At 65.5% G+C, this 21,874-nt stretch carries 20 protein-coding genes; all 20 read left to right on the top strand.

The features are described 5' to 3' along the window. Positions 1–37: 37 nt before the first annotated feature. Entirely contained in the window at positions 38–1,273 is a 1,236-nt protein-coding gene (gene dinB, locus QF047_RS12730) for a DNA polymerase IV (RefSeq protein WP_306632951.1), read from the top strand. 272 nt (positions 1,274–1,545) lie between these two features. Beyond that, positions 1,546–1,917, top strand: a complete 372-nt coding sequence (locus tag QF047_RS12725; RefSeq protein WP_306632953.1) for a DUF3040 domain-containing protein — start codon at positions 1,546–1,548, stop codon at positions 1,915–1,917. Positions 1,918–2,298: 381 nt separating this feature from the next. Next, complete coding sequence (gene mraZ / locus QF047_RS12720) at positions 2,299–2,727, top strand: division/cell wall cluster transcriptional repressor MraZ (RefSeq protein WP_018763545.1); 429 nt, start codon at positions 2,299–2,301, stop codon at positions 2,725–2,727. A gap of 166 nt (positions 2,728–2,893) precedes the next feature. Then, the gene (gene rsmH / locus QF047_RS12715) at positions 2,894–3,886 is read left to right on the top strand and encodes a 16S rRNA (cytosine(1402)-N(4))-methyltransferase RsmH (RefSeq protein ID WP_307277543.1); all 993 of its coding nucleotides are present in this window, start codon (positions 2,894–2,896) and stop codon (positions 3,884–3,886) included. Further along, entirely contained in the window at positions 3,883–4,590 is a 708-nt protein-coding gene (locus QF047_RS12710) for a hypothetical protein (protein WP_307277540.1), read from the top strand. Before rsmH ends, QF047_RS12710 begins: the two co-directional genes overlap by 4 nt. 48 nt (positions 4,591–4,638) lie before the next feature. Further along, a complete protein-coding gene (locus QF047_RS12705) occupies positions 4,639–6,441 on the top strand; it encodes a penicillin-binding protein 2 (protein ID WP_306632961.1) in 1,803 nt (600 codons plus the stop codon). A gap of 71 nt (positions 6,442–6,512) precedes the next feature. Further along, entirely contained in the window at positions 6,513–8,144 is a 1,632-nt protein-coding gene (locus tag QF047_RS12700; RefSeq protein ID WP_307277536.1) for a UDP-N-acetylmuramoyl-L-alanyl-D-glutamate--2,6-diaminopimelate ligase, read from the top strand. 6 nt (positions 8,145–8,150) lie between these two features. After that, positions 8,151–9,617 (top strand): UDP-N-acetylmuramoyl-tripeptide--D-alanyl-D-alanine ligase, encoded by a 1,467-nt coding sequence (gene murF / locus QF047_RS12695; protein ID WP_307277533.1) that lies wholly within the window; start codon positions 8,151–8,153, stop codon positions 9,615–9,617. Beyond that, positions 9,614–10,723: a phospho-N-acetylmuramoyl-pentapeptide-transferase gene (mraY, locus tag QF047_RS12690; protein ID WP_306632966.1), complete on the top strand. Its 1,110-nt coding sequence runs from the start codon at positions 9,614–9,616 to the stop codon at positions 10,721–10,723. The genes murF and mraY overlap by 4 nt, the downstream gene beginning before the upstream one ends. Continuing rightward, positions 10,705–12,276 carry a UDP-N-acetylmuramoyl-L-alanine--D-glutamate ligase gene (murD, locus tag QF047_RS12685; protein WP_307277531.1) on the top strand — a complete coding sequence of 524 codons (1,572 nt, stop codon included), beginning with the start codon at positions 10,705–10,707 and terminating at the stop codon, positions 12,274–12,276. The genes mraY and murD overlap by 19 nt, the downstream gene beginning before the upstream one ends. A gap of 2 nt (positions 12,277–12,278) precedes the next feature. Continuing rightward, positions 12,279–13,622: a putative lipid II flippase FtsW gene (gene ftsW / locus QF047_RS12680; RefSeq protein WP_307277527.1), complete on the top strand. Its 1,344-nt coding sequence runs from the start codon at positions 12,279–12,281 to the stop codon at positions 13,620–13,622. Between the two features lie 6 nt (positions 13,623–13,628). Then, positions 13,629–14,729 (top strand): undecaprenyldiphospho-muramoylpentapeptide beta-N-acetylglucosaminyltransferase, encoded by a 1,101-nt coding sequence (gene murG, locus QF047_RS12675; RefSeq protein WP_307277524.1) that lies wholly within the window; start codon positions 13,629–13,631, stop codon positions 14,727–14,729. Beyond that, on the top strand, positions 14,726–16,102 hold the full coding sequence (murC, locus tag QF047_RS12670) for a UDP-N-acetylmuramate--L-alanine ligase (RefSeq protein ID WP_307277521.1): 1,377 nt from the start codon (positions 14,726–14,728) through the stop codon (positions 16,100–16,102). The genes murG and murC overlap by 4 nt, the downstream gene beginning before the upstream one ends. Next, the gene (locus QF047_RS12665) at positions 16,095–17,108 is read left to right on the top strand and encodes a cell division protein FtsQ/DivIB (RefSeq protein ID WP_307277518.1); all 1,014 of its coding nucleotides are present in this window, start codon (positions 16,095–16,097) and stop codon (positions 17,106–17,108) included. Before murC ends, QF047_RS12665 begins: the two co-directional genes overlap by 8 nt. A 184-nt stretch (positions 17,109–17,292) precedes the next feature. Further along, the gene (gene ftsZ / locus QF047_RS12660) at positions 17,293–18,531 is read left to right on the top strand and encodes a cell division protein FtsZ (RefSeq protein WP_307277515.1); all 1,239 of its coding nucleotides are present in this window, start codon (positions 17,293–17,295) and stop codon (positions 18,529–18,531) included. Between the two features lie 8 nt (positions 18,532–18,539). Then, the gene (locus tag QF047_RS12655; protein ID WP_307277513.1) at positions 18,540–19,229 is read left to right on the top strand and encodes a polyphenol oxidase family protein; all 690 of its coding nucleotides are present in this window, start codon (positions 18,540–18,542) and stop codon (positions 19,227–19,229) included. After that, on the top strand, positions 19,222–19,959 hold the full coding sequence (locus tag QF047_RS12650) for a YggS family pyridoxal phosphate-dependent enzyme (protein ID WP_307277510.1): 738 nt from the start codon (positions 19,222–19,224) through the stop codon (positions 19,957–19,959). Before QF047_RS12655 ends, QF047_RS12650 begins: the two co-directional genes overlap by 8 nt. A gap of 89 nt (positions 19,960–20,048) precedes the next feature. Continuing rightward, positions 20,049–20,579: a cell division protein SepF gene (locus QF047_RS12645; RefSeq protein WP_306632983.1), complete on the top strand. Its 531-nt coding sequence runs from the start codon at positions 20,049–20,051 to the stop codon at positions 20,577–20,579. Between the two features lie 123 nt (positions 20,580–20,702). Then, positions 20,703–20,990 carry a YggT family protein gene (locus tag QF047_RS12640; protein ID WP_306632984.1) on the top strand — a complete coding sequence of 96 codons (288 nt, stop codon included), beginning with the start codon at positions 20,703–20,705 and terminating at the stop codon, positions 20,988–20,990. Between the two features lie 177 nt (positions 20,991–21,167). Continuing rightward, positions 21,168–21,857, top strand: a complete 690-nt coding sequence (locus tag QF047_RS12635; RefSeq protein WP_306632985.1) for a DivIVA domain-containing protein — start codon at positions 21,168–21,170, stop codon at positions 21,855–21,857. Positions 21,858–21,874 lie beyond the last annotated feature (17 nt).

Below are 21,874 nucleotides of genomic sequence, written 5' to 3'. Positions count from 1 at the left end.
TCCAGTTTAGTCAGTACAAAGCGATAGGATTGCAGCCGTGGGACCTGTTGGGACGAACGAGCCGGCCGGAGCAGGTCTCCGGGCCCGCCGGCGCAAGTGCATCATGCACGTGGACATGGACGCCTTTTTCGTCTCCGTGGAACTGCGCACGAGGCCCGAGCTTCGCGGTAAGCCGGTCATCGTTGGCTTTCCGGCTGAACGTTCAGTGGTCCTCTCGGGCTCCTATGAGGCCAGGGCTTTTGGCGTGAAGTCAGCCATGCCCATGGCTGTGGCAATGCGGATGTGCCCGCAGGCGGTGATCATCGAGCCGCGGCACAACGTGTACTACGAGGTCTCGGCGGAGTTGATGGCAATCTTCGAATCCGTGACCGAACTCGTGGAGCCGCTCAGCGTGGACGAGGCGTTCCTTGATGTGACCGGTGCCATCCGCCGGCTGGGTCCACCCCGGGCCATTGGCGAGCTGATCCGCAGCAGGGTGGCTGCGGAGCTGGGGATTACCGCCTCGGTGGGGATAGCGGAGACAAAGTTCGTAGCCAAAATCGCCTCCACCCGCTGTAAGCCGGACGGACTGCTCCTCATCGGCCCCGATCAAACGGTGCCCTACCTGCACAGCCTGCCGGTAGGCGCACTCTGGGGCATAGGCGCCAAAACCGCAGAGGTCCTTGCACGGATGGGCATCCGGACCGTCGCCGACGTGGCAGCCACGCCGGTCTCGTCGCTTCGGAAGATGCTGGGCGCCACAGGAGTGCATGTCCATCAGCTGGCCTGGGGACAGGACCCGCGTCCCGTAACGCCCGTCCGGCTGGAAAAAAGCATCGGTGCCGAAGAAACGTTTGCCGTGGATACAGCGGACGACGCCCTCCTTCACCGGGAACTGCTCCGCCTCGCGCACCGGACGGCCGGGCGCCTGCGCAGTTCGGGAATGGTGGCCCGGACCATCGCGCTGAAGCTGCGCTTCGCCGATTTTTCCACCATCACCCGCAGCCGCACGGTCCAGACACCCGTGGACAGCGCCCAGCTCATCTATGGAGTCGCGCTGCAGCTCCTGGGCTCGGTGGACCGGCCAATGACGGTGAGGCTGGTGGGCGTGCGGGCCGAACAGCTCGAAGACGCGGCCACCACCTCGCTCCAGCTCAGTATTGACCGGCGGGATGACAACTGGCGGGCGGCCGAGCAGGCCCTTGACCAGGTAGCACGCAAATTCGGCAATAAATCCGTTCTTCCTGCCCGTCTCCTGGACCCGGGGAGCGGACCTGATGAACGGGCTGGATAAGCGCCCGGAATAAGCTCCCTGGAGTGCCGGCGAAAGTCATTGCCGTCTTTCAGAACGGCCCTCAACAAACTATCCTTATAAATACAAAGTTTGTGAGTGACTGGACTTACTGCCAGGCTCTCCTGGACATGCTTCCGCACCGGTCTGCATGCCCGGTTTTCGTTTACCGCCACAGCCGGCGGGTACGGGAACCACCAGGGCATACCAGACGTTATTGGTGCAGAAGAATGGCTGGGACCAGCCCGGACGTTGGCCTACAAAAGGAGGTCGTGATGCCGCTGTCGGAGCACGAGCAGAAGCTGCTGGAGCAGCTGGAGAAGCAGCTTCACGAGGATGATCCAAAGTTCGCGAATTCCATGGGGTCGGACCCCGGGCGTTCGTGGTCGACAAGACACGTCGTGATCGGCGTTCTTGGTGCGCTTGCCGGCGTCTTCCTGTTACTCGTCGGCGTCACCCTCCAAAGCATCTTCGTCGGTGTCCTTGGTTTTGTTGTGATGGGCGGCGGCGTGTATTTCGCCACCATGCGCAGCAGTTCGTCCGGCAAGGGCTCGAAGTCCGGCACGGGCAAGGCCGGTAAGCAGCGCAGTTCGTTTATGAGCAGTCTCGAGGAACGTTGGGACGAGAGGCGCAGGGGAGAATCCTGAGTCGCCCTGCCTGCTGACCCGGGCGCCCCCGATCCACCACTTTGCTCCCCCGAATTGGGAGAGAGCAGCAAAAGTACCCGCTTCGGCGGGTCTTTTGCGTTTAATTCAGGTCCTTTGAGGACCTGGCCGCCTGGCTGCGACAAGATCCGGCGGCTGGACGGCCCGCGCGGCGGGTAATTCCGACCTTGCGCCGGGAAAGTCCTCCACTTCCCACCACCAGTGCAATTCCGCGCGAATTCGCGCCTTCTTTCCCAAAGTTTGACCGCCGCCGGCGCCAATTTGCGTTGACTGTGGGGGAAAGTGGAGTAATGTGGAGGACATAAGAGGGTGGTTGCAACATAGGGGATGTGCAGTTCCTGACATCGGACAGGCGGTGGGCCAGTGTTTCTGGGCACTCACTCGCCGCGTCTGGATGAAAAGGGCCGGATCATTCTCCCCGCGAAGTTCCGGGAGGAACTTGCCAGCGGACTGGTCCTTACCAGGGGCCAGGAACGTTGCATCTACGTCTTCAGCGAGAAGGAATTTGCCCGGGTCCACGAGCAAATGCGGGAGGCGCCAATCTCCTCGAAACAGGCGCGGGACTACATCCGCGTCTTTCTCTCTGGAGCCTCGGACGAGGTACCTGACAAGCAGGGGCGCGTGACGATTCCGCCAGCGCTCCGGGAATACGCAGGACTCGGGAGGGAGCTGGCCGTGATTGGTGCCGGAACCCGCGCCGAGATCTGGGACGCCCAGGCCTGGAATGAATACCTCGCAGAGAAGGAAACGGCCTTCTCTGAAACCGATGACCCCATTCCGGGCATTTTGTGACCGGAGCAGGACAGCGGACAACTTCTTGGTTGGGATCTCCAGCCGGCCCACCGGCCGTCCAACCTGGCTCAACTTCCCCGGAGCCAGGCGGGCAGGACGGTAGGCGCGGATGGGGATCCGGGCCAAGAAGCATCCAGGTGACAGCGACGGCGAGAAAGGACGAGGCATGAACGATCAACCGAAGCCCACGTCCGAACGCCATGTACCGGTCCTTCGGGACCGGTGCATCAATTTGTTGGCGCCCGGATTCGAAGCGGCCAGGGGCCGCGGCGAAACCCCCGTGGCCATCGATGCCACGCTCGGTATGGGTGGCCACTCCGAGGCCATGCTGCAGCGCTTCCCCGACTTGCACCTGATCGGTATCGACCGTGATGAAGAAGCCCTTGCCCTGGCCGGAGAACGGCTGGCGCCCTTCGAAGCGCGCACAGACCTTGTGCACGCCGTCTACGACGAAATCGAAGACGTCCTGGCTGACCTCGGCGTTCCCGAAGTGCACGGAATCCTGATGGACCTCGGCGTTTCCTCCCTCCAGCTCGATGAGCGTGAACGCGGCTTCGCCTACTCCTTTGACGCTCCGCTGGATATGCGGATGGACACCAGCCGCGGGCAGACAGCTGCGGACGTGGTGAACAACTACAGCGAAGAGGAACTGGTCCGGATAATCCGTAAATGGGGCGAGGAAAAGTTCGCCGGCCGGATCGCCAACCGGATCGTGGCTGCCAGGGCCGCCAAGCCATTCACCACCACCGGCGAACTCGTGGAGCAGATCCGCTCCGTCGTTCCGGCCGGCGCTGCCAAGTCCGGCGGACACCCGGCCAAGAGGACGTTCCAGGCTCTGAGGATCGAGGTCAACGAGGAACTCGAGGTGCTGGAACGGGCGGTACCCGCCGCGGTGGACGCCATGGCACTGGGGGGCCGCATCGTGGTCATGTCGTACCACTCCCTCGAGGACAAGATCGTCAAGGGCGTCTTCCAGGCCCGCTCGAAATCCTCGGCTCCTCTGGGCTTCCCGGTGGAGCTGGAAGAACACAAACCCGAACTGAAGACCCTGACCAAAGGCACCGAGGTGCCAACCGCCGTCGAAATCGCAGAAAACCCCCGCGCCGCCTCAGCAAGGCTCCGCGCTGTGGAACGAATCCGAGCCAGGAGAGCTGAATGAGCACCGCTGCCGTGAAGAACTTTCCCGTCGTCTCAGGCGCGGCGGCGAAGCAGCTCCCCGCAGGTTCGCCTGAGGCGCCGCGCAGGAGCCGGACGCCCCTCTCCGTAGTCCGGACGGTTCCCCGCAAGCGGCGGGCGCCTTTTGTTGTGCTGTGCTTCGGCATGCTGGCCCTGGCCCTGATCGCCGTCCTGGTGCTGAACATCTCGGTTTCCACCGCCCAGTACCAGCTGGTGGAATTGCGCGCCACGCAGAGCACGCTGACGAAACAGAACCAGGACCTCACCCAGCAGGTCCAGAACTTCGAAGCACCGCAGAATCTTGCCGCGCAGGCGACGAAACTGGGGATGGTCCCTTCCACCGTGAAGGGCCAGATTGACTTGTCTACCCTCTCGGTGACCGGGAAAGCCACGCCGGCTGTCAAGGATGGTGCCGTCGGAGCCGTGATCCCGGCGCCGGCAGTCGCCGGACAGCTGACTGTGGTTCCGCCGCCAAGCAAGGGCGACCCCCTGGAAGCACAGAAACCTGTAGAACGGGCACCGGCACCGGCTCCGGCCGCTGCAGCCCCCGGTGCCACAACAGGCACCACTGCCGGCGCTGCGCCGGCAGCAACGCCGGCCCAGGCACCCGCAGCCCCGGCGGTGCCCCCCGTTGAACTCCACGGTGGATCGGTTCCCGCTCCGGAGCAGAAGGTTCCCGGGCAGTAACACGGCAGGTCTGACAGGCAACAAGGTCGAGCAGCAAGGAATATCACGGTGGCGCAGAGGACCGGTAAGGCAAGAAGCAGCAAGGTGCCCAACGCCACCAAACGCCTCCGGCTCGGCCTGGGAATCATGCTCACGCTCTTGCTGGTGGTGGGCGGGAAACTCTTCCTGGTCCAGGGGCTCGACGTCGGGGGAATGGCCGAAGCGGCCCTCAACAGCAGGATGAAGCAGACTGTGCTTCCCGCCGAGCGGGGCAGCATCGTGGACTCCACCGGCACGGTCCTGGCCAACAGTGTGATCCGCTACAACGTTGTGGTGGACCAGCGGGTCAACACCAAAACCGAGACGTTCAAGCGCCTGGAGACGGTGGACGGCAAGGAGAAACTGGTGGACGTCAGCCGGGACCAGGGGCTGACAGAGCTCGGCGCGGCGCTCGGCATGCAGAAGGATGCCATCCGCGATGCCGTCACCGGCAAGCAGCCCTATTACATTGTGGCCAAGGATGTGAAGCCCGACGTTGAGGACCGCATCTCCAAGCTCCAGATCCCGGGCATCGTCACCGAAGGTGTCAGCAAGCGGGTCTATCCCAACGGTTCCGTGGCGGGCGGCATCATCGGCTTCCTGCAGGACGGCACCACCGGCCTGGCAGGCATCGAGCAGACCCAGGACGGACAGCTGAAGGGCACGGACGGCAAACGCCTGTTCGAGATCGGTGCCGACGGCCTGCGGATCCCGGTGGGCATGGATGAGCTGACGCCGCCGGCGGACGGCAAGGACGTCAAGCTCACCATCAATTCGGACCTGCAGTATTTCGCCCAACAGGCCATCCAAAGCCAGTCAGACAAGCTGGGTGCGGAATGGGGTGTCATCATCGTGATGGACGTCAAAACCGGGAACCTGGTGGCCATGGCCGATACCAATGCTCCCGATCCCAACGATCCCGGCCGCGTGGCCGCCAAGGACCGCGGCGTCCGCGCCATCACCGCTGCCTATGAACCCGGTTCGGTTGAAAAAATGATCACGGCGGCCGCGCTGATCGATGAGGGGAAGGCCACGCCCCTGGATACCTTTACCCTTCCGCCGTCCTACACAGTGGACGGTCAAACGTTCAGCGATTCATTTGCCCATGGGACCGAGGAGCGCACCTTGGCGGGCATCCTTGGCTACTCCATGAACACCGGTACCGTGATGGCGGGGCAGCGCCTCAGCAAGGAACAACGGTACAACTGGCTCCAGAAGTTTGGTATCGGCGACGCTCCGGACATTGGACTCCCCGCCCCGGCGTCCGGCATCCTCACGCCGTGGGAGCAGTGGGACGGGCGGCAGGAATACACCGTGCTGTTCGGGCAGGGCGTCTCCCAGTCCACCCTCCAGACGGTGCGGGCGTTCCAGTCCATTGCCAACAACGGCGTCATGCTCCAGCCGCGGCTTATCGACTCCTATATTTCCGCCGACGGAACAGAGGAGAAGGTACCCGCCGCCGAGGCACGGCAGATTGTCTCGGAGAACACGGCCCAGCAGGTCCAGGACATCCTGGAAAGCGCCGTAACCGAAGGCCAGATCAAGGACGCCGGAATCGACGGCTACCGGGTCGGGGCAAAGACGGGCACCTCGGAATCGCCCTGCGACGACGGCAAGTCCGGTTTCTGCGGGTACACCGCCTCCATGGTGGGGATGGCACCGATGGATGATCCGCGGTTTATTGTGGAGGTGGTACTCCAGCGGCCCAAAGGCAGCATCTACGGGATTACCAACGGGCCGGTCTTCCGGTCGGTCATGAGCCAGGCGCTGCGGACGTACAACGTCCAGCCGTCCACGGGTGAACCGGCCCGGCTGCCCCAGTTCGCCAAGTAGCAGTCCCGCCCAGAGCATCACCACCGGCCCACCCACGCCGGGCATGATCCACTAGCACCATCGGAGATTCCTTGTCAGAGATCAACTCGCCGGATAACCGCGCCGTCCCGGAGGGACCCGCCGGCCAGGGGCGCTTCCGCCCCTCAAACGTCGAACCGGTGCGGCTGGCAAGCATCGGCGAAGCCATGGACGTTGCGGTGCCCGGCCCCGCAGCTGAAGTGGAAGTCACCGGGATTTCATTGAACTCGCGGACCGTGGAGCCGGGGGACCTGTACGTCGCACTGCCCGGAGCCAGCCGGCACGGGGCCGATTTCGTGCCGCAGGCCATCGAAGCAGGAGCCGTTGCGGTTCTCACCGACGAAGCCGGTGCCAGGCTGCTGGCGTTGTCCGCTGACACGCCCGTACCCGTGGTGATCGTGGAGTCGCCACGGAACGTGGTGGGCCCGCTGTCCGCGGTGATCTATCGCAGCCAGCCGGGTTCCGGCCAGCCGCAGTTATTCGGCGTCACGGGCACCAACGGGAAGACCACCACCACCTACTTCATCAACTCCCTGCTGCGCGCCCTCGGCCGCAGTACCGGCCTGATCGGCACCATCGAGATCCACGCTGGCGGGGACCCGATTCCCAGCCTCCTCACCACCCCGGAATCCACCGATGTGCACGCACTGCTCGCCCTCATGCGCGAAAGGGGGCTGGCGGCCGCTGCGATGGAAGTTTCCTCCCACGCCATCTCCTTCCAGCGGGTGGACGGGGTGCTGTTCGATGTTGCCGGCTTCACCAACCTCACCCAGGACCATCTGGACCTGCACCTCACCATGGAGGACTACTTCGACACCAAAGCTGAGCTTTTTACTCCGCGCCGCGCCCGCGCGGCAGTGGTAACGGTCGACGACGAATGGGGCCGGCGGCTTGCCGGCAGCGCCACAGTGCCGGTCACCAGCCTCAGCACCGCCGGAGCGGCAGCCGACTGGACCGTCACGGGAACGGCTCCCCGCGGGCTCGGGACGGAGTTCACCCTGAGCGGACCGGACGGGACGCAGCTTAACGTGCACACCGGGCTGCCGGGCAGCTTCAACGTGGCCAACGCGGCGCTTGCGGCAGTCATGGTGGCCGCGGCAGGAGTGGACAGCGCGACGCTGCAGGCGGCTCTTGATGAGTCCGATCCCTTCACCGTGGCGGTCCCAGGACGCATGCAGCTGGTGTCCACGGAACCTGCCGCCATCGTTGACTTTGCCCACAACACCGACGCCTTGGCCAGGGCCCTGGAGGCCGTACGGTCCCCGGCGGACGACGCCAACCTTATCGTGGTGTTTGGCGCCACAGGCCAGCGTGACCAGGGGAAACGCCCGGCCATGGGTGCCATCGCCGCCCGCCTCGCCGACACCGTCATCATCACCGATGACGACCCCCACGACGAAGATCCGGCCGCAATTCGTGCCGATGTCCTCGCCGGAGCCCGGGAAGCGCGGGAAAAGGACTCCCTGCCCTGCCAGGTCCTGGAGGTCTTCCCGCGCGCTGACGCCATCCGCCGCGCCGTGGAACTGGCCCGCCCGCAGGACACCATCCTGGTGGCCGGCCGCGGCCATGAGGTGTGGCAGGAAGTGAAAGGCGTCAACCTTGCCCTGGACGACAGGGTGGAGCTGCGCAGCGCCTTGACAGCCAGGGGATTCAACGTTCTCCAAGACGACCGGATAGAGTCCTAGACCGAGATGATTGCTTTTACTGCGGCGGAGATCGCCGAAATCACTAACGGGCGCCTGGACGCCGATCCCGGGATCACGCCTCTGTCGGTGGTGACGGACTCCCGCGACGCCGCGCCCGGTTCCCTTTACGTCGCAAAGCCCGGCGAGTACGCTGACGGCCACGATTTTGTGGCCGCCGCGTTTTCAGCCGGTGCAAGCCTGGCCCTGGTGGAGCGACCTGTCGCCGCCGCGGACGGGACAAGCTACCCCTCCGTCCTGGTTCCGGATGCCGTGCTGGCGATGGGGGCCCTGGCTGCAGAGGCTGTGCGCCGGATCCGTAAGGCCCGCGCCGGGCAGGGCAGCGAACTGACGGTAGTGGGAATCACCGGCTCGGCGGGAAAAACCACCACCAAGGACCTCCTCGCCGGAATCCTGTCCACGCAGGGAAACACCGTGGCGCCGCAGGGTTCCTACAACGGCGAAATCGGAGTTCCGCTCACCGTCTTCCGGGCGGGCACCGATACGCGTTATCTCGTGATTGAGATGGGCGCCACCGGAATCGGGCACATCCGTTACCTGGCAGACATGGTCAAACCGGACATCGGGGTGGTCTTGGCCGTGGGAACCGCGCATGCCGGCGAGTTCGGGGGAGTGGAGAACATCGCCCTGGCAAAGGGTGAGCTGGTCGAAGCGATTGCTCCTGCCGGCACTGCCATCATCAACCTCGACGACGACCGCGTGGCGGCCATGCGCACACGCACCCGGGCCAAGGTACTCGGGTTCTCTGCAGAGGGCCGCGCCGATGCCGCGGTGCAGGCACTAAACGCCGACACCAACGCGGAGGGCAACCCGGAATTCGATCTCCAGCTTCCCGATGGCGAAAGCGGCCTGCACGTGAGCAGCCGCCTCATCGGCGCGCACCATACGGGCAACCTGCTGGCCGCCGCCGCAGCCGCCTGGGCCGCCGGCGTCCCGGGGCAGGACATCGCGTCCTCCCTCAGCAGCCAGACCGCCGCCAGCCGGTGGCGGATGGAGCGGACCGAACGGGCAGACGGCGTCACCATTATCAATGACGCCTACAACGCCAATCCCGAATCCATGCGCGCCGCCCTCCGCACGCTGGCGGACCTGGGACGCGGACGCCGCACCTGGGCGGTGCTGGGCGCCATGCTCGAACTCGGCAGTGACTCCATCCGGGAACACACCACGGTTGGAACCCAGGTGGTCCGGCTCAACATTTCCCGCCTGCTGGTGGTGGGCCGGGAGGCCCGTGCCCTCTATGTCTCCGCCGTCCAGGAAGGCTCCTGGGGCGATGAATGCCTCTTCGCGGAAACCGTGGATGAGGCCTACGACGTACTGAACACCGAACTCGAACCCGGGGACCTGGTCCTGTTCAAGTCCTCCAACAGCGTGGGACTTCGCCATCTGGGCGATCGGATAGCATTACCCCCACAAACCCCTCAACCGGCCGACGAAAGGAGCACTCTGCTGTGATTGCACTTTTGATCGGCGCCGGCCTGGCTCTCTTATTCGCCCTGGTGGGGACTCCGCTCTTCATCCGGCTCCTGGTCCGCCGGGGCTATGGCCAGTTCATCAGGGACGACGGACCCACCTCGCACCACACCAAGCGCGGAACACCCACCATGGGCGGGACTGTAGTGGTGGCAGCCGTACTGCTGAGCTACGGACTCACCCACCTCATCATGCTGATGGTGAATCCTGCTTCTCCGGGCCCCTCCGCCTCCGCCCTGATCCTGCTGTTCCTGATGGTGGGGATGGGGCTGGTGGGCTTCCTTGATGACTTCATCAAGATCTCCAGGCAGCGCAGCCTCGGGCTCAACGCCAAGGCCAAGCTGATCCTGCAGGCCGCAGTTGGCATCATCTTCGCCGTGCTTGCCCTGAACTTTCCCAACGGGGCCGGAGCAACGCCGGCCTCCACCAAGATTTCCCTGGTGCGTGACCTGCCCTGGCTGGACCTTGCCTTCGGCGGGACGGTGCTGGGAACCATTCTTTTTGTGGTGTGGTCCAACCTGATCGTTACGGCGGCCACGAACGGCGTCAACCTGACGGACGGCCTCGATGGCCTGGCTGCGGGCGCCTCGATTATGGTCTTCGGCGCCTATACCCTGATGGGAATCTGGCAAAGCAACCAGGCGTGCGGATCGCCGCGGGAGGCCGGCAGCGGCTGCTACTCCGTCCGTGACCCCCTGGACCTGGCCTTGCTGGCAGCCATTATGAGCGCGGCACTGGTGGGCTTCCTGTGGTGGAACACCTCGCCGGCCAAGCTCTTTATGGGTGACACCGGATCGCTGGCCATTGGCGGCGCCATCGCAGGCTTCGCCATCCTGTCCCGGACCGAACTGCTGCTGGGCATCATCGGCGGACTGTTCGTGCTGATCACCCTGTCCGTGATCATCCAGGTGGGTTACTTCAAGGCCACCGGCGGTAAGCGCGTCTTCAAGATGGCACCGCTGCAGCACCACTTCGAACTGCAGGGGTGGGCCGAAGTAACAGTGGTGGTCCGCTTCTGGATCCTCGGCGGGCTTTTTGTGGCCGTGGGACTGGGAATTTTCTACGCCGAATGGGTGGTGCTGCTGTGACCGTTTCCTCCCGCCTCCAGAACCTTGTCAGCTGGGACTCAGACTGGTCCGGGCTCCGGGTTGTGGTGACCGGCATCGGCGTTTCCGGCTTTGCGGCCGCCGATACCCTCATCGAACTCGGCGCCCGAGTGGTGGTGGTTGATGCCGCCACGAGCGGCACGGCGAAAGCCCATGCTGAAACCTTGAAGATCGTCGGAGCGGCAGATGTCCTGCTGGGGGAGGATGCGGTGGCCCGCATCCCGAAGATCGACGGCGGACTGCCCGAACTGATTGTGACCTCGCCGGGTTGGCGTCCGGACCAGGCGCTCCTCGCCGCCGCCGCACGGGCCCACATCCCGGTATGGGGCGATGTGGAACTCGCCTGGCGGGTGCGGGTCCGCGAGGGCCGCAAGACGGCCGACTGGCTCGCGATCACCGGAACGAACGGCAAGACCACCACCGTTGGGCTCACCGAGTCCATGCTTCGGGCGGCCGGCCTGAAGGCCATTGCAGTGGGTAATGTGGGCACACCCATCCTTGACGCCCTCCGCGACCCTGTGGAGTACGACGTGTTCGCCGTCGAGCTCTCCAGCTTCCAGCTGCACTGGGCGCAATCCCTGTCGCCGGTAGCCAGCGTGTGCCTGAATGTGGCCGAGGACCATGTCGACTGGCACGGCTCGTACGATTCCTACCTTGCGGACAAGGCCAAGGTCTATGAGCAGACGCAGAAGGCCTGCATCTACAACGCCGAACAGATCGAAACCGAGCGGATGGTGGAAAACGCCGACGTCGTGGAAGGCTGCCGCGCCGTCGGTTTCACCACCGTCACTCCTGCCATCAGCATGCTGGGCGTGGTGGAGGGTCTCCTCGTGGACCGGGCGTTCATCACTGAGCGCAAGGACAGCGCCGCGGAACTCGCCTCCATGAGCGACCTCGGCGCCTTCGCACCCCGCCACATGGTGGCCAACGCCCTGGCAGCTGCAGGTCTGGTGCGCGCCTACGGCGTGGACGCAGCAGCGGTTCGCAGGGGAATCCAGGACTACATCCCCGGCGACCACCGGATCCAGCCGGTAGCCCGCCACAACGGCGTGCTGTGGGTCAACGATTCCAAGGCCACCAACCCGCATGCGGCGTCCGCCTCCCTGGCCACCTTCAGCAATGTCGTCTGGATTGCCGGCGGCCTCTCCAAGGGAGTCACCTACGACGAACTGATCCGCGAGCACGTCCGACGCCTCAAAGCCGTGGTGCTCATTGGAAGCGACACTTCTGCCCTCAGCCAGGCCCTCCAGCGACACGCGCCGGATGTCCCGGTGATCATCCCGGGCACGGGCGAAACTGAACAGGTGCAGACTGCCGCAGCGGCTGGTGCCGTCCACGCCGGTTCCTCCGGTGAAACGGTGATGGCCAGTGCCGTTGCGTCAGCAGCACAGCTCGCTGAATCCGGCGATACTGTGCTGATGGCTCCGGCAGCTGCTTCCATGGATCAGTTCTCTTCCTATGCTCACCGTGGCGACACTTTCATCGAAGCTGTCCGCGAGCTGGTGGAAGGGCAGGCCCAGACCGGCGAGGAGTAACAATGGTCAGCACGCCCACCCGGCCCCAGCCAGATAAACAGCAGGCGGGCAAGCCGCGCCCAGGCTCTTCGGCAGCACCGGCGCAGCGTCCGGTTTCCGCCCCCCTCCGGGTAAAAGCCGCCTACCGGAAATTCTGGTCGGCACTGGAAGGAACAGGAACCTCCAAGAACGGCTCCACGTACTACCTCATCCTGGGTTCAACCCTGGCGCTGACCGCGATCGGGATCATGATGGTCCTCTCCGCCTCCAGTGTGGAGTCCATTGCCGCGGGAAAGTCTCCCTACGGAGATGCGCTGAAGCAGGGCGTGTTCGCCGCGATCGGCATCTTCACCATGTTTGTCCTGTCCCGGATCAACGTGGTGTGGCTCAAGCGGCTCGCGTGGCTGGCAATCATCGCCGCAGTGGTCCTCCTGGGCCTGGTGCAGATTGTGGGCGCGGAGGTCAACGGCAACAAAAACTGGATCGACCTCGGCGGCATTACGTTCCAGCCGTCGGAAGCGTCCAAGCTGGCACTTGCGCTCTGGATGGCCACTGTCCTGGCCAGGAAGGGCCGGCTGCTTAGCCGCTGGCAGCACGTGGCCATTCCTGCTGTCCCGATGGCCATCATCATTGTTGGCCTGGTCCTGGTGGGAAACGACCTCGGAACGGCCATGATCATCATGATGATCACGGCAGCCGCACTGTTCTTTGCCGGGGCACCCCTTTATCTGTTCGGCATCGCAGGCCTGGTGGCCGCGGCCGGAACAGCCGTTATGGCTGTGACCAGTTCAAACCGCATGTGCCGCATCACCTCCTGGTGGACGGGGGAGTCCTGCGCCGACGGCATTGACGCCAACTACCAGGCCACCAACGGCCTGTACGGGCTGGCCTCGGGAGGCTGGTTCGGGGTAGGGCTGGGGCAAAGCCGGCAGAAGTACAGCTGGATCCCCGAAGCCCACAACGACTTCATCTTCGCCATCATCGGCGAGGAGCTCGGCCTGGTGGGAACCGTCGTCGTCCTGATCCTTTTCGCCATCCTGGGAGCCGCCATCTACCGTGTGGTGGTGGCCCAGGAGGACATGTTCCACCGCGTGCTGGCCGGCACCATCATGGTGTGGCTCCTGGGCCAGGCAACGGTCAACATGTCCGTGGTGACTGGCCTGATGCCCGTGATCGGCGTGCCCCTGCCGTTCATTTCCTATGGCGGCTCCGCCCTGCTGATGTCGCTCTGCGCCATCGGGGTGGTGCTCTCCCTGGCCCGGGAGCAAATGGCCCCGGCCATCCGCCCCAAACGGATGCTGAAGTTCAAGGCCAGACCGGCGCGGGCCTCCGCCGCCACACAAAAGACTGCAAGAAAGCGTGCCTGACCCGAGATGACCCCGCAAAACCCATCAATCGTCCTGGCGGGCGGCGGAACCGCCGGCCACATCAGCCCGCTCCTGGCCATTGCGGCAGCCATCCGCAATGCCGCCCCCGGCGCCGCCCTCCTCGCCGTCGGTACTCCGTCGGGAATGGAAACCCGGCTGGTTCCCGCTGCCGGCGTTGAACTGGCCACGATCGACCGCGTGCCCTTCCCCCGGAAGCCTTCCGCCGACCTCCTCCGCCTGCCGGGGCGCCTTTCCGGTGCCGTGCGGCAGGCCGGCGCCATCCTGGACAACGCCGCCGCGGATGTCCTGGTGGGCGTGGGCGGCTACGTGTGCACACCCATGTACCTGGCCGCCAGGAAGCGCGGCATTCCGATCGTGATCCATGAGGCCAACGCCCGTCCCGGCCTAGCCAACAGGGTGGGCGCGATGTTCACCCGGCGCGTGGCCGTGGCCTTCGACACCACCCCGCTGCGCGGTGCCGTGCACGTGGGCATGCCCATGCGCACCGAAATTTCGCACCTTGACCGGGGCGCGGCCCGCGCGTCCGCCCGCGAAACCCTGGGATTGGACCCCGCCAAACCCACCCTGATCGTCACCGGCGGGTCATCAGGGGCACAGAGCATCAACCGGACCATCGCCGCCGCCCTCGGGCAGTTGGCCGGCGCCGGGATCCAGACCCTGCACGTCACCGGCCGCGGCAAATCACTCCTGGACGACGGCGGCAGGCCGCTGGTTGCCGATGGTTACCGGCAGGTGGAATACGTCGACGGCATGGAACTCGCGTACGCAGCGGCGGATGTCCTGCTGGCCCGCTCCGGCGCTGCCACCGTCTGCGAGGTTGCCGCCGCCGGCGTGCCCGCCGTCCTGGTGCCCCTGCCCATCGGCAACGGCGAACAGGCGCTGAACGCTGCCGGACTGGTGGCCGCCGGGGGCGCCATGCTGGTGTCTGACCGCGGCTTCACGCCCGAGTGGGTGGGCCGGGAGCTCATCCCGCTTGTCACCGATGAGTCCCGGCTCGCCACCATGGCAGCCAATTCCTACCGGCTCGGAATTCGAAACGCCGACCAGCGCATGGCTGGTCTTGTCCTGGAAGCGGTACCCGCATGAGTCCTGTCAGCACCCCCGCCCTGGCCTCGCTGGGGAAGGTCCACTTTGTTGGGGTCGGCGGCGTGGGCATGTCCGCCGTCGCCAGGATCATGGTGGCGCGTGGCGTTCCCGTCAGCGGCTCTGATGCCAAGGACCTGCCCGTGATGGCGGACCTCGCCGCGGCGGGTGCGCGGATCGCCGTCGGATATGACGCTGCCAACCTGGCAGATGCCCAGACCGTGGTGGCCGGTTCCGCTATCCGCGCCGACAACCCGGAGCTGGCGGCAGCCAGGGAAGCAGGCCTGCCGGTGCTGCACCGCTCCCAGGCCCTCGCGGCCACGATGGGGGAGGACCTGGTGGTCACCGTAGCCGGAACCCACGGCAAGTCCACCACCACCTCCATGGTGGCTGTCCTGCTGCAGGGCGCCGGCCTCGATCCCTCCTTTGCTATCGGCGCCAACGTCCCGGCGCTGGGCGTCAACGCCGCCCACGGCACGTCCGGGATTTTTGTGGCCGAGGCGGACGAATCCGACGGGTCCTTCCTGAACTACCGGCCGAACATCGCGGTAGTCACCAATGTGGAGCCCGACCACCTGGACTACTACGGCACCGCGGAGGCCGTCTACGAATCCTTTGACCGCTTCACCCGCCTGCTGCCTGCCGACGGCGTGCTGATCGCCTGTGCCGACGACCCCGGCGCCCTGGCGTTGGCGCGGCGGACGCAGGAGCGCGGCAATACCCGCGTGGTCCTCTACGGAACGGGCGAAGAGGCCGGGCTGGTGCTGCACGACGGCGGCCCGGGGGACGTGGCGGTGGCTACCCCGGACGGCCGGTTCCCGCTTGAGCTGCAGGTGCCTGGCCGGCATAACGCCCTGAACGCGGCTGCCGCTTTTGCCGTGGCACGTGAGCTGGGTGTGGAGCCGGCCGTCGCGGCCGGGGCCCTGGCGCAGTTCTCCGGGGCCGCGCGGCGCTTCGAACTGAAAGGGCAGGCACGGGGCGTGCGCGTCTTCGACGACTACGCCCACCATCCCACCGAAGTACGGGCGGCCCTTGCCGCGGCCCGGTCGGTGGCCGGAGACAACAAGGTCCATGTGCTCTTCCAGCCGCACCTGTTTTCGCGCACGCGGGAATTCGCCAGGGAGTTCGCCGAGGCGCTCAACCTTGCCGATACTGCCTGGGTGCTGGATATTTATCCCGCGCGCGAGGATCCGATTCCCGGCGTCACCAGCCAGCTCATCGCAGACCACCTGTCCGACGGCGGGCGGCTGGTCCCCGCCTCCGACGCCGTGGCGGCACTCGCCGGCGCCGCTGCCGAGGGTGACATCATCCTCACCGCCGGCGCGGGTGACGTCACCGCCTACGGGCCGCAGATCGTAGAGGCCCTGCGTGGCTAGTTCCCGCCGCCCCACCTACACGTCCACAGGGCGGCGGCCGGGGAACCCCGAGGCCCGGCCCGGACAGGCGGGCCCCGACGCCGGCGGCAGCCAGGACGTGATTTCGGCCTCGCGTTCCGTGCCGGAGCCCGCCCCGCAGCCGGCCCGAAAAGCCCGCAAAGCCACCTTCGCCGGACTGACAAGGGACGGACTGAAGAAGGACGGACTGAAGAAGGACGGGCCAAAGAATGGCGGGCCCGCCAAGGAAAACCCGGGCGGGACCACGCAGGGGTCCGACAGTGCCGGGAAGGTCCTGGCCTTCCCCGAGCCCAAGGGGAAGCGCCGGAAGAGGAACATCCTGGCGGTGGCCCTCACGCTGGTTGCCATCGTGGCCGGGCTCCTTGCCGTTGCGGTCTTTTCCCCTGCTTTGGCCGTACGAACCATCTCGGTGTCCGGAACGCACCTGCTGACACCTGCCCAGGTGGAGGCCGCGCTGGAACCGCTGCGCAACAGACCTCTGCCGCAGATCACCGACGAGGAGGTAGGGCGCCTCCTCGAGCCGCTGGTCCAGGTGAAGTCCGTGTCCGCAGAGGCACGTCCGCCGTCGGGCCTGGCGGTTGCCGTCCGGGAACGCGTGCCGGTGGCGCTGGTCAAACAGGGGGAGCAGTATCAGCTGGTTGACGTGGACGGCATCCAGCTGGCGTCAACAGCCGATCCGGCATCCGTCTCATTGCCAGTCATCGACGGCGGTGCCGGTACCATCGGTAAGGACCTCTTCCGGGCCACGGCCGAGGTGCTGGGCGCCTTGCCGCCGGATGTGCTGGCCAAGCTTTCGAATGCGTCGGCCCAGTCCGTGGATGCGGTGGAACTCAAGCTGGTTGACGGCCAGACCATCATCTGGGGCAACGCCGGCGAGAAGGAACTCAAGGCCAAAGTGCTGGCCGCCCTGCTCAAGGTTCCGATGGATCCGAAGAACCCGGTTAAGGTGTACGACGTAAGTGTGCCCCGGCATCCGGTGACCCGCTGACATGCTTTCTTTCCGGTATTAATCCGACACGCGGAGCCGGTTATTGAATGTGTGAACCAGAGGAAATACCGTCACAGACATGAGTTACTTGACATAACTATAACCTTCAACTCGAAGGTTAAGGTTCCAGGCATTAAGCTCTTCATCAGATTTAGCAATAAGACACGAACAAGGGACACGTAACGTGGCAGCTCCGCAGAATTACTTGGCCGTCATCAAAGTCGTCGGCATCGGCGGCGGTGGCGTGAACGCAGTCAACCGCATGATCGAGGTCGGCCTCCGAGGTGTTGAATTCATCGCCATCAACACCGACGCCCAGGCCCTGCTGATGAGTGACGCCGACGTCAAGCTTGACGTGGGACGCGAACTGACCCGTGGCCTGGGGGCGGGTGCGAATCCCGAGGTGGGCAAGCAGGCTGCCGAAGACCACGCGGACGAGATCGAGGAAGTCCTGCGCGGCGCGGACATGGTGTTCGTCACCGCCGGTGAAGGCGGCGGAACCGGCACCGGCGGCGCTCCCGTGGTCGCCCGCATCGCACGTTCCCTTGGCGCCCTGACAATCGGTGTTGTCACGCGCCCGTTCACCTTTGAAGGCCGCCGCCGTGCCGGTTCCGCCGAAGCCGGCATCGACGCCCTGCGCGACGAGGTGGACACCCTCATCGTGATCCCCAACGACCGCCTCCTGTCCATCAGCGACCGCAACGTCTCGGTACTGGATGCCTTCCGTTCCGCTGATCAGGTGCTGCTCTCCGGCGTCCAGGGCATTACCGACCTCATCACCACCCCCGGCCTGATCAACCTTGACTTCGCGGACGTCAAGTCGGTTATGCAGGGCGCCGGTTCCGCGCTGATGGGTATCGGCTCCGCCCGCGGCGAAGACCGTGCCGTCAAGGCCGCCGAGCTCGCCATCGCCTCGCCGCTGCTGGAAGCCTCCATCGATGGTGCGCACGGCGTGCTGCTGTCCATCCAGGGTGGTTCAGACCTTGGCCTGTTCGAGATCAACGAAGCTGCGCGCCTGGTCCAGGAGGTGGCGCACCCGGAGGCCAACATCATCTTCGGTGCCGTCATCGACGACGCCCTCGGCGACGAAGCCCGGGTGACCGTCATTGCCGCCGGGTTCGACGACGTCAAGGCCACCTCGCCCTCGATGGACCAGTCCCAGCCCGCAGCGGCCCCGCAGCGCCCGGCGGCGCCCGCCACCGCTCCGGCGCCTGCCCAGGCACCGTCCGCCGGCAGCCACCAGGCCAGCGTCCAGCCCATCCACGCCGGCGTTGGCGCCGCAGGGCTCAGCAACTGGGGCCAGCAGCGGCCGTCTGCGGTCCCGGCCGACTCGGGCTTCGACGTCGACCTCCCCTCCGTAGTGGAGCCGGACCTCACCGGCAGCCAGTCGGATGACCTGGATGTCCCCGACTTCCTGAAGTAGGCTCCGGCTTGTTCCACTGGCGCGCCCGCATCCAGCCTGGCATATCTGTCGCCTTCACTGACGTGGAGGCCGGAAACCTGGCCCTGCACGTGGGTGACGATCCCGACGAGGTAGGCCGGCGCCGCGCGGACCTGGAACGGGCCATTGGCGTCGCGCCGCAGGGCCTGCGGTTCATGAACCAGGTGCACGGCAACGCCGTGGCGGTCATGGGCCAGGACAGCCCGGCTCCCGAGGCCGACGCCATGGTCTCCCGCGGCGTCCCGCTTGCCGTGATGGTGGCGGACTGCATCCCCGTGGTGCTCGCCGGCGAGTCGCCGGACGGGCCTGTCCTGGCGGCCGTGCATGCGGGCCGTCCCGGCATTGCCAACGGCGTTATTCCGGCCGCCGTGGACAGCATGAAGGCCCTCGGCGCCGGCGGCATCCGCGCGTGGCTGGGTCCTTCCATCTGCGGCAGCTGTTACGAGGTACCTGCCGGGCTGCAGGCCGAGGTGGCCGCCGCCGTTCCGGCGTCACGAAGCACCACCTCGTGGGGCACCCCCGGGCTGGACCTCCCGGCCGGTGCCCGCAGCCAACTGGCAGAGGCAGGTGTCACCGTGGAATACAGCGGGCCCTGCACCCTGGAAACGCCATCCCTCTTTTCGTACCGGCGCAACAGCGACACCGGGCGCTTCGCCGGCCTGGTGTGGTGCCATGACTGAGGCCGCCCCCGGCGGTGACGCGCGCTCCCTGGAACTGGCACAACGGCTGGCCGCCGTCCGGCGGCGCATCGCCACGGCGGCAGGCGCGGCAGGCCGCGAAGGAAACCTGCCCACCCTGATAGTGGTGACCAAGTTCCACCCCGCAGAGGACATCAAACGGCTCGCAACGCTGGGTGTCACCGATGTCGGGGAGAACCGCGACCAGGAGGCATCAGCGAAGGCACTCGAGCTGGCGGACTGTGGCCTGGCCTGGCACTTTGTGGGCCAGCTGCAAAGCAAAAAGGCCAAATCCGTACTCCGGTACGCCGCCGCCGTGCACTCCGTTGACCGGCCCCAGCTCGTGGACGCGCTGGCCAAAGCCGCGCAGGCCGAGCGAGACAACACTGGGCGGGCGCCGCTGGACTGCTTCATCCAGGTCAGCCTGGAGGACGACGCCGGAGCGCACCGCGGCGGCGTGGTCCCCGAAGAAGTGCTGCCCCTTGCTGAACGGATAGCAACCTCGGCCGGCCTGGAGCTGGCAGGGGTGATGGCAGTGGCCCCACTGGGCGCCCCGCCGGAAGCCGCTTTTGAAAAACTCGCCCGGGTCTCGGCCGGGCTGGTGGCGGAGCATCCTGGCGCCACGGCGATTTCCGCCGGAATGAGCCAGGACCTGGAAGCGGCCATCGCGTTCGGAGCGACACACCTGCGAATCGGCTCCGATATTCTCGGATCGCGTCCCGCCGTGGGGTAGCGTCGGTGCTATTGGAAGTGATGGGCGGGGGACTCCAGTGCTGTCAAGTCATTGGGTGGCCCGCTTACGGACACGATTAGGAGTCGACCATGGCCGGCGCTCTGCGCAAGACAATGATCTATCTTGGGCTCGCCGACGGCGATGAACACTACGAGTCCGAGCAACAGACCGCACGTAAGGATGAGGACGAAACGATGGAAGCCGACCGCGAGGAGCGCCGTGCCCCTGCACCCGTCCGCGAGGTCAGCCGTGAATCGTCCTACACCCCCGAAGAGGAATACCGCGCTCCAGTGACCCCCATCAAGCGCGCGGCCTCGAGCCGCGAGGAGGCCACCGGTCTCCGCCAGATCACCACTATCCACCCGCGTTCGTACAACGATGCCAAACTCATCGGCGAGAGCTTCCGTGACGGCATCCCCGTCATCATGAACGTTACGGACATGGGTGAGGCCGACGCCAAACGCCTGGTTGATTTCTCTGCCGGCCTGGTTTTTGGCCTCCGCGGCAGCATTGAGCGGGTGACCAACAAGGTTTTCCTGCTCTCGCCGTCATACGTGGAGGTCATCGGCGATGACAAAAAGGCCAGTGAAACCCAAGCCAGCTTCTTCAACCAAAGCTGAGCAGCAGGCTGAAGCAGATGCCAGGCAGGGACACACCTGCCTGGCATCTGTGCTGAAATAGACAAGACACATCGCAAGGGACGCCGCGGTATCCACAAGGGACATGGAGATATGAAGTAAGTCATGGGAATTGTTTTCGGGCTTGTCTATCTCGCGCTTTTGTTGTTCTTTGTCGCACTGATAATTCGCCTGGTCTTCGACTGGGTCCAGATGTTTGCCCGGGAATGGCGCCCCCGCGGCGCAGCCCTGGTGGTGGCGCACACCGTGTACTCCATCACGGATCCGCCGCTGAACGGACTGCGGCGGCTGATCCCGCCGCTGCGCCTTGGCGGCATTTCCCTGGATCTGGGCTTCCTGGTCCTGTTCATTGGCGTGAGCATCGCCATGGGGATCACCAGGGGCCTCGCCTGATTTATCCGCTAGACCAGCAGTGCAGGGATGGGACCCGCCGGGAACCACGAATGTCATGCGAAGAAAAACTCGTGTTTGACACCGCAGTGTTGAATTAGAGGAACAAGACCAAATTTAGGTACCGTAGTTTTGACGGCCGGAAGGCCTACTGACTAACCAGACCAGTGAGGTGACCAGATGGCTTTGACGCCAGAAGACGTTGTCAACAAGCGCTTTCAGCCGACCAAGTTCCGCGAAGGCTACGACCAGGACGAGGTTGATGACTTCCTGGACGAGATCGTCGTCGAGCTCCGCCGCCTGAACCAGGAAAACGACGAACTTCGCAAGAAGCTCGCCGAAGCCGGTTCCAGCGTTCCGGCAAGCACCGTTGCCGCGCCCGTAGTTGAAAAGGTCCCCGCGCCCGTCAAGTCCGACAAAGACGAAGCCCGCGAGAAGGCCGAAGCGGAAGCCAAGGCGGCCGAAGAGCGCAAGAAGAAGGACGCCCAGCAGGCTGCCCCGGCAGCTGCCGCTCCGGCTGCTGCCGCGCCTGCCGCCGCTACCGCTTCAGCCGAGTCGGCTGCCGGCCTGCTCGCCATGGCCCAGCAGATGCACGACCGGCACGTCGCTGACGGACAGGCACAGAAGGACAAGATCATCGCCGAGGCGCAGATCGAAGCCAGCAGCCTGGTCAACGACGCTCAGGAGAAGTCCCGCAAGATCCTTGGTGCCCTCGAGCAGCAGCGTTCGGTGCTCGAGCGCAAGGTGGAGCAGCTGCGTGGCTTCGAGCGTGACTACCGTTCACGCCTGAAGGCTTACATCGAAGGCCAGCTGCGCGACCTTGATGCCCGCGGTTCAGTGGCTACGCCGGAAGTCAGCGAAGCCAACTAGCCTGTCAAGCACGTATT

The organism is Arthrobacter sp. W4I7 (assembly GCF_030816215.1).
Lineage (GTDB): Bacteria > Actinomycetota > Actinomycetes > Actinomycetales > Micrococcaceae > Arthrobacter > Arthrobacter siccitolerans_A.
Note: the sequence above shows the minus strand (reverse complement) of the source record. Positions and strands in the feature narration are given on the sequence as shown.

Excerpts from the sequence above, each read along its gene's own strand:
- QF047_RS12650 (WP_307277510.1), top strand. The coding sequence starts at position 19,222 with ATGACTGAGGCCGCCCCCGGCGGTGACGCGCGCTCCCTGGAACTGGCA.
- murD (WP_307277531.1), top strand. The coding sequence starts at position 10,705 with ATGGGTGGTGCTGCTGTGACCGTTTCCTCCCGCCTCCAGAACCTTGTC.
- QF047_RS12710 (WP_307277540.1), top strand. The coding sequence starts at position 3,883 with ATGAGCACCGCTGCCGTGAAGAACTTTCCCGTCGTCTCAGGCGCGGCG.
- murC (WP_307277521.1), top strand. The coding sequence starts at position 14,726 with ATGAGTCCTGTCAGCACCCCCGCCCTGGCCTCGCTGGGGAAGGTCCAC.
- murG (WP_307277524.1), top strand. The coding sequence starts at position 13,629 with ATGACCCCGCAAAACCCATCAATCGTCCTGGCGGGCGGCGGAACCGCC.
- QF047_RS12640 (WP_306632984.1), top strand. The coding sequence starts at position 20,703 with ATGGGAATTGTTTTCGGGCTTGTCTATCTCGCGCTTTTGTTGTTCTTT.
- QF047_RS12635 (WP_306632985.1), top strand. The coding sequence starts at position 21,168 with ATGGCTTTGACGCCAGAAGACGTTGTCAACAAGCGCTTTCAGCCGACC.
- QF047_RS12725 (WP_306632953.1), top strand. The coding sequence starts at position 1,546 with ATGCCGCTGTCGGAGCACGAGCAGAAGCTGCTGGAGCAGCTGGAGAAG.
- rsmH (WP_307277543.1), top strand. The coding sequence starts at position 2,894 with ATGAACGATCAACCGAAGCCCACGTCCGAACGCCATGTACCGGTCCTT.
- ftsW (WP_307277527.1), top strand. The coding sequence starts at position 12,279 with ATGGTCAGCACGCCCACCCGGCCCCAGCCAGATAAACAGCAGGCGGGC.
- QF047_RS12645 (WP_306632983.1), top strand. The coding sequence starts at position 20,049 with ATGGCCGGCGCTCTGCGCAAGACAATGATCTATCTTGGGCTCGCCGAC.
- murF (WP_307277533.1), top strand. The coding sequence starts at position 8,151 with ATGATTGCTTTTACTGCGGCGGAGATCGCCGAAATCACTAACGGGCGC.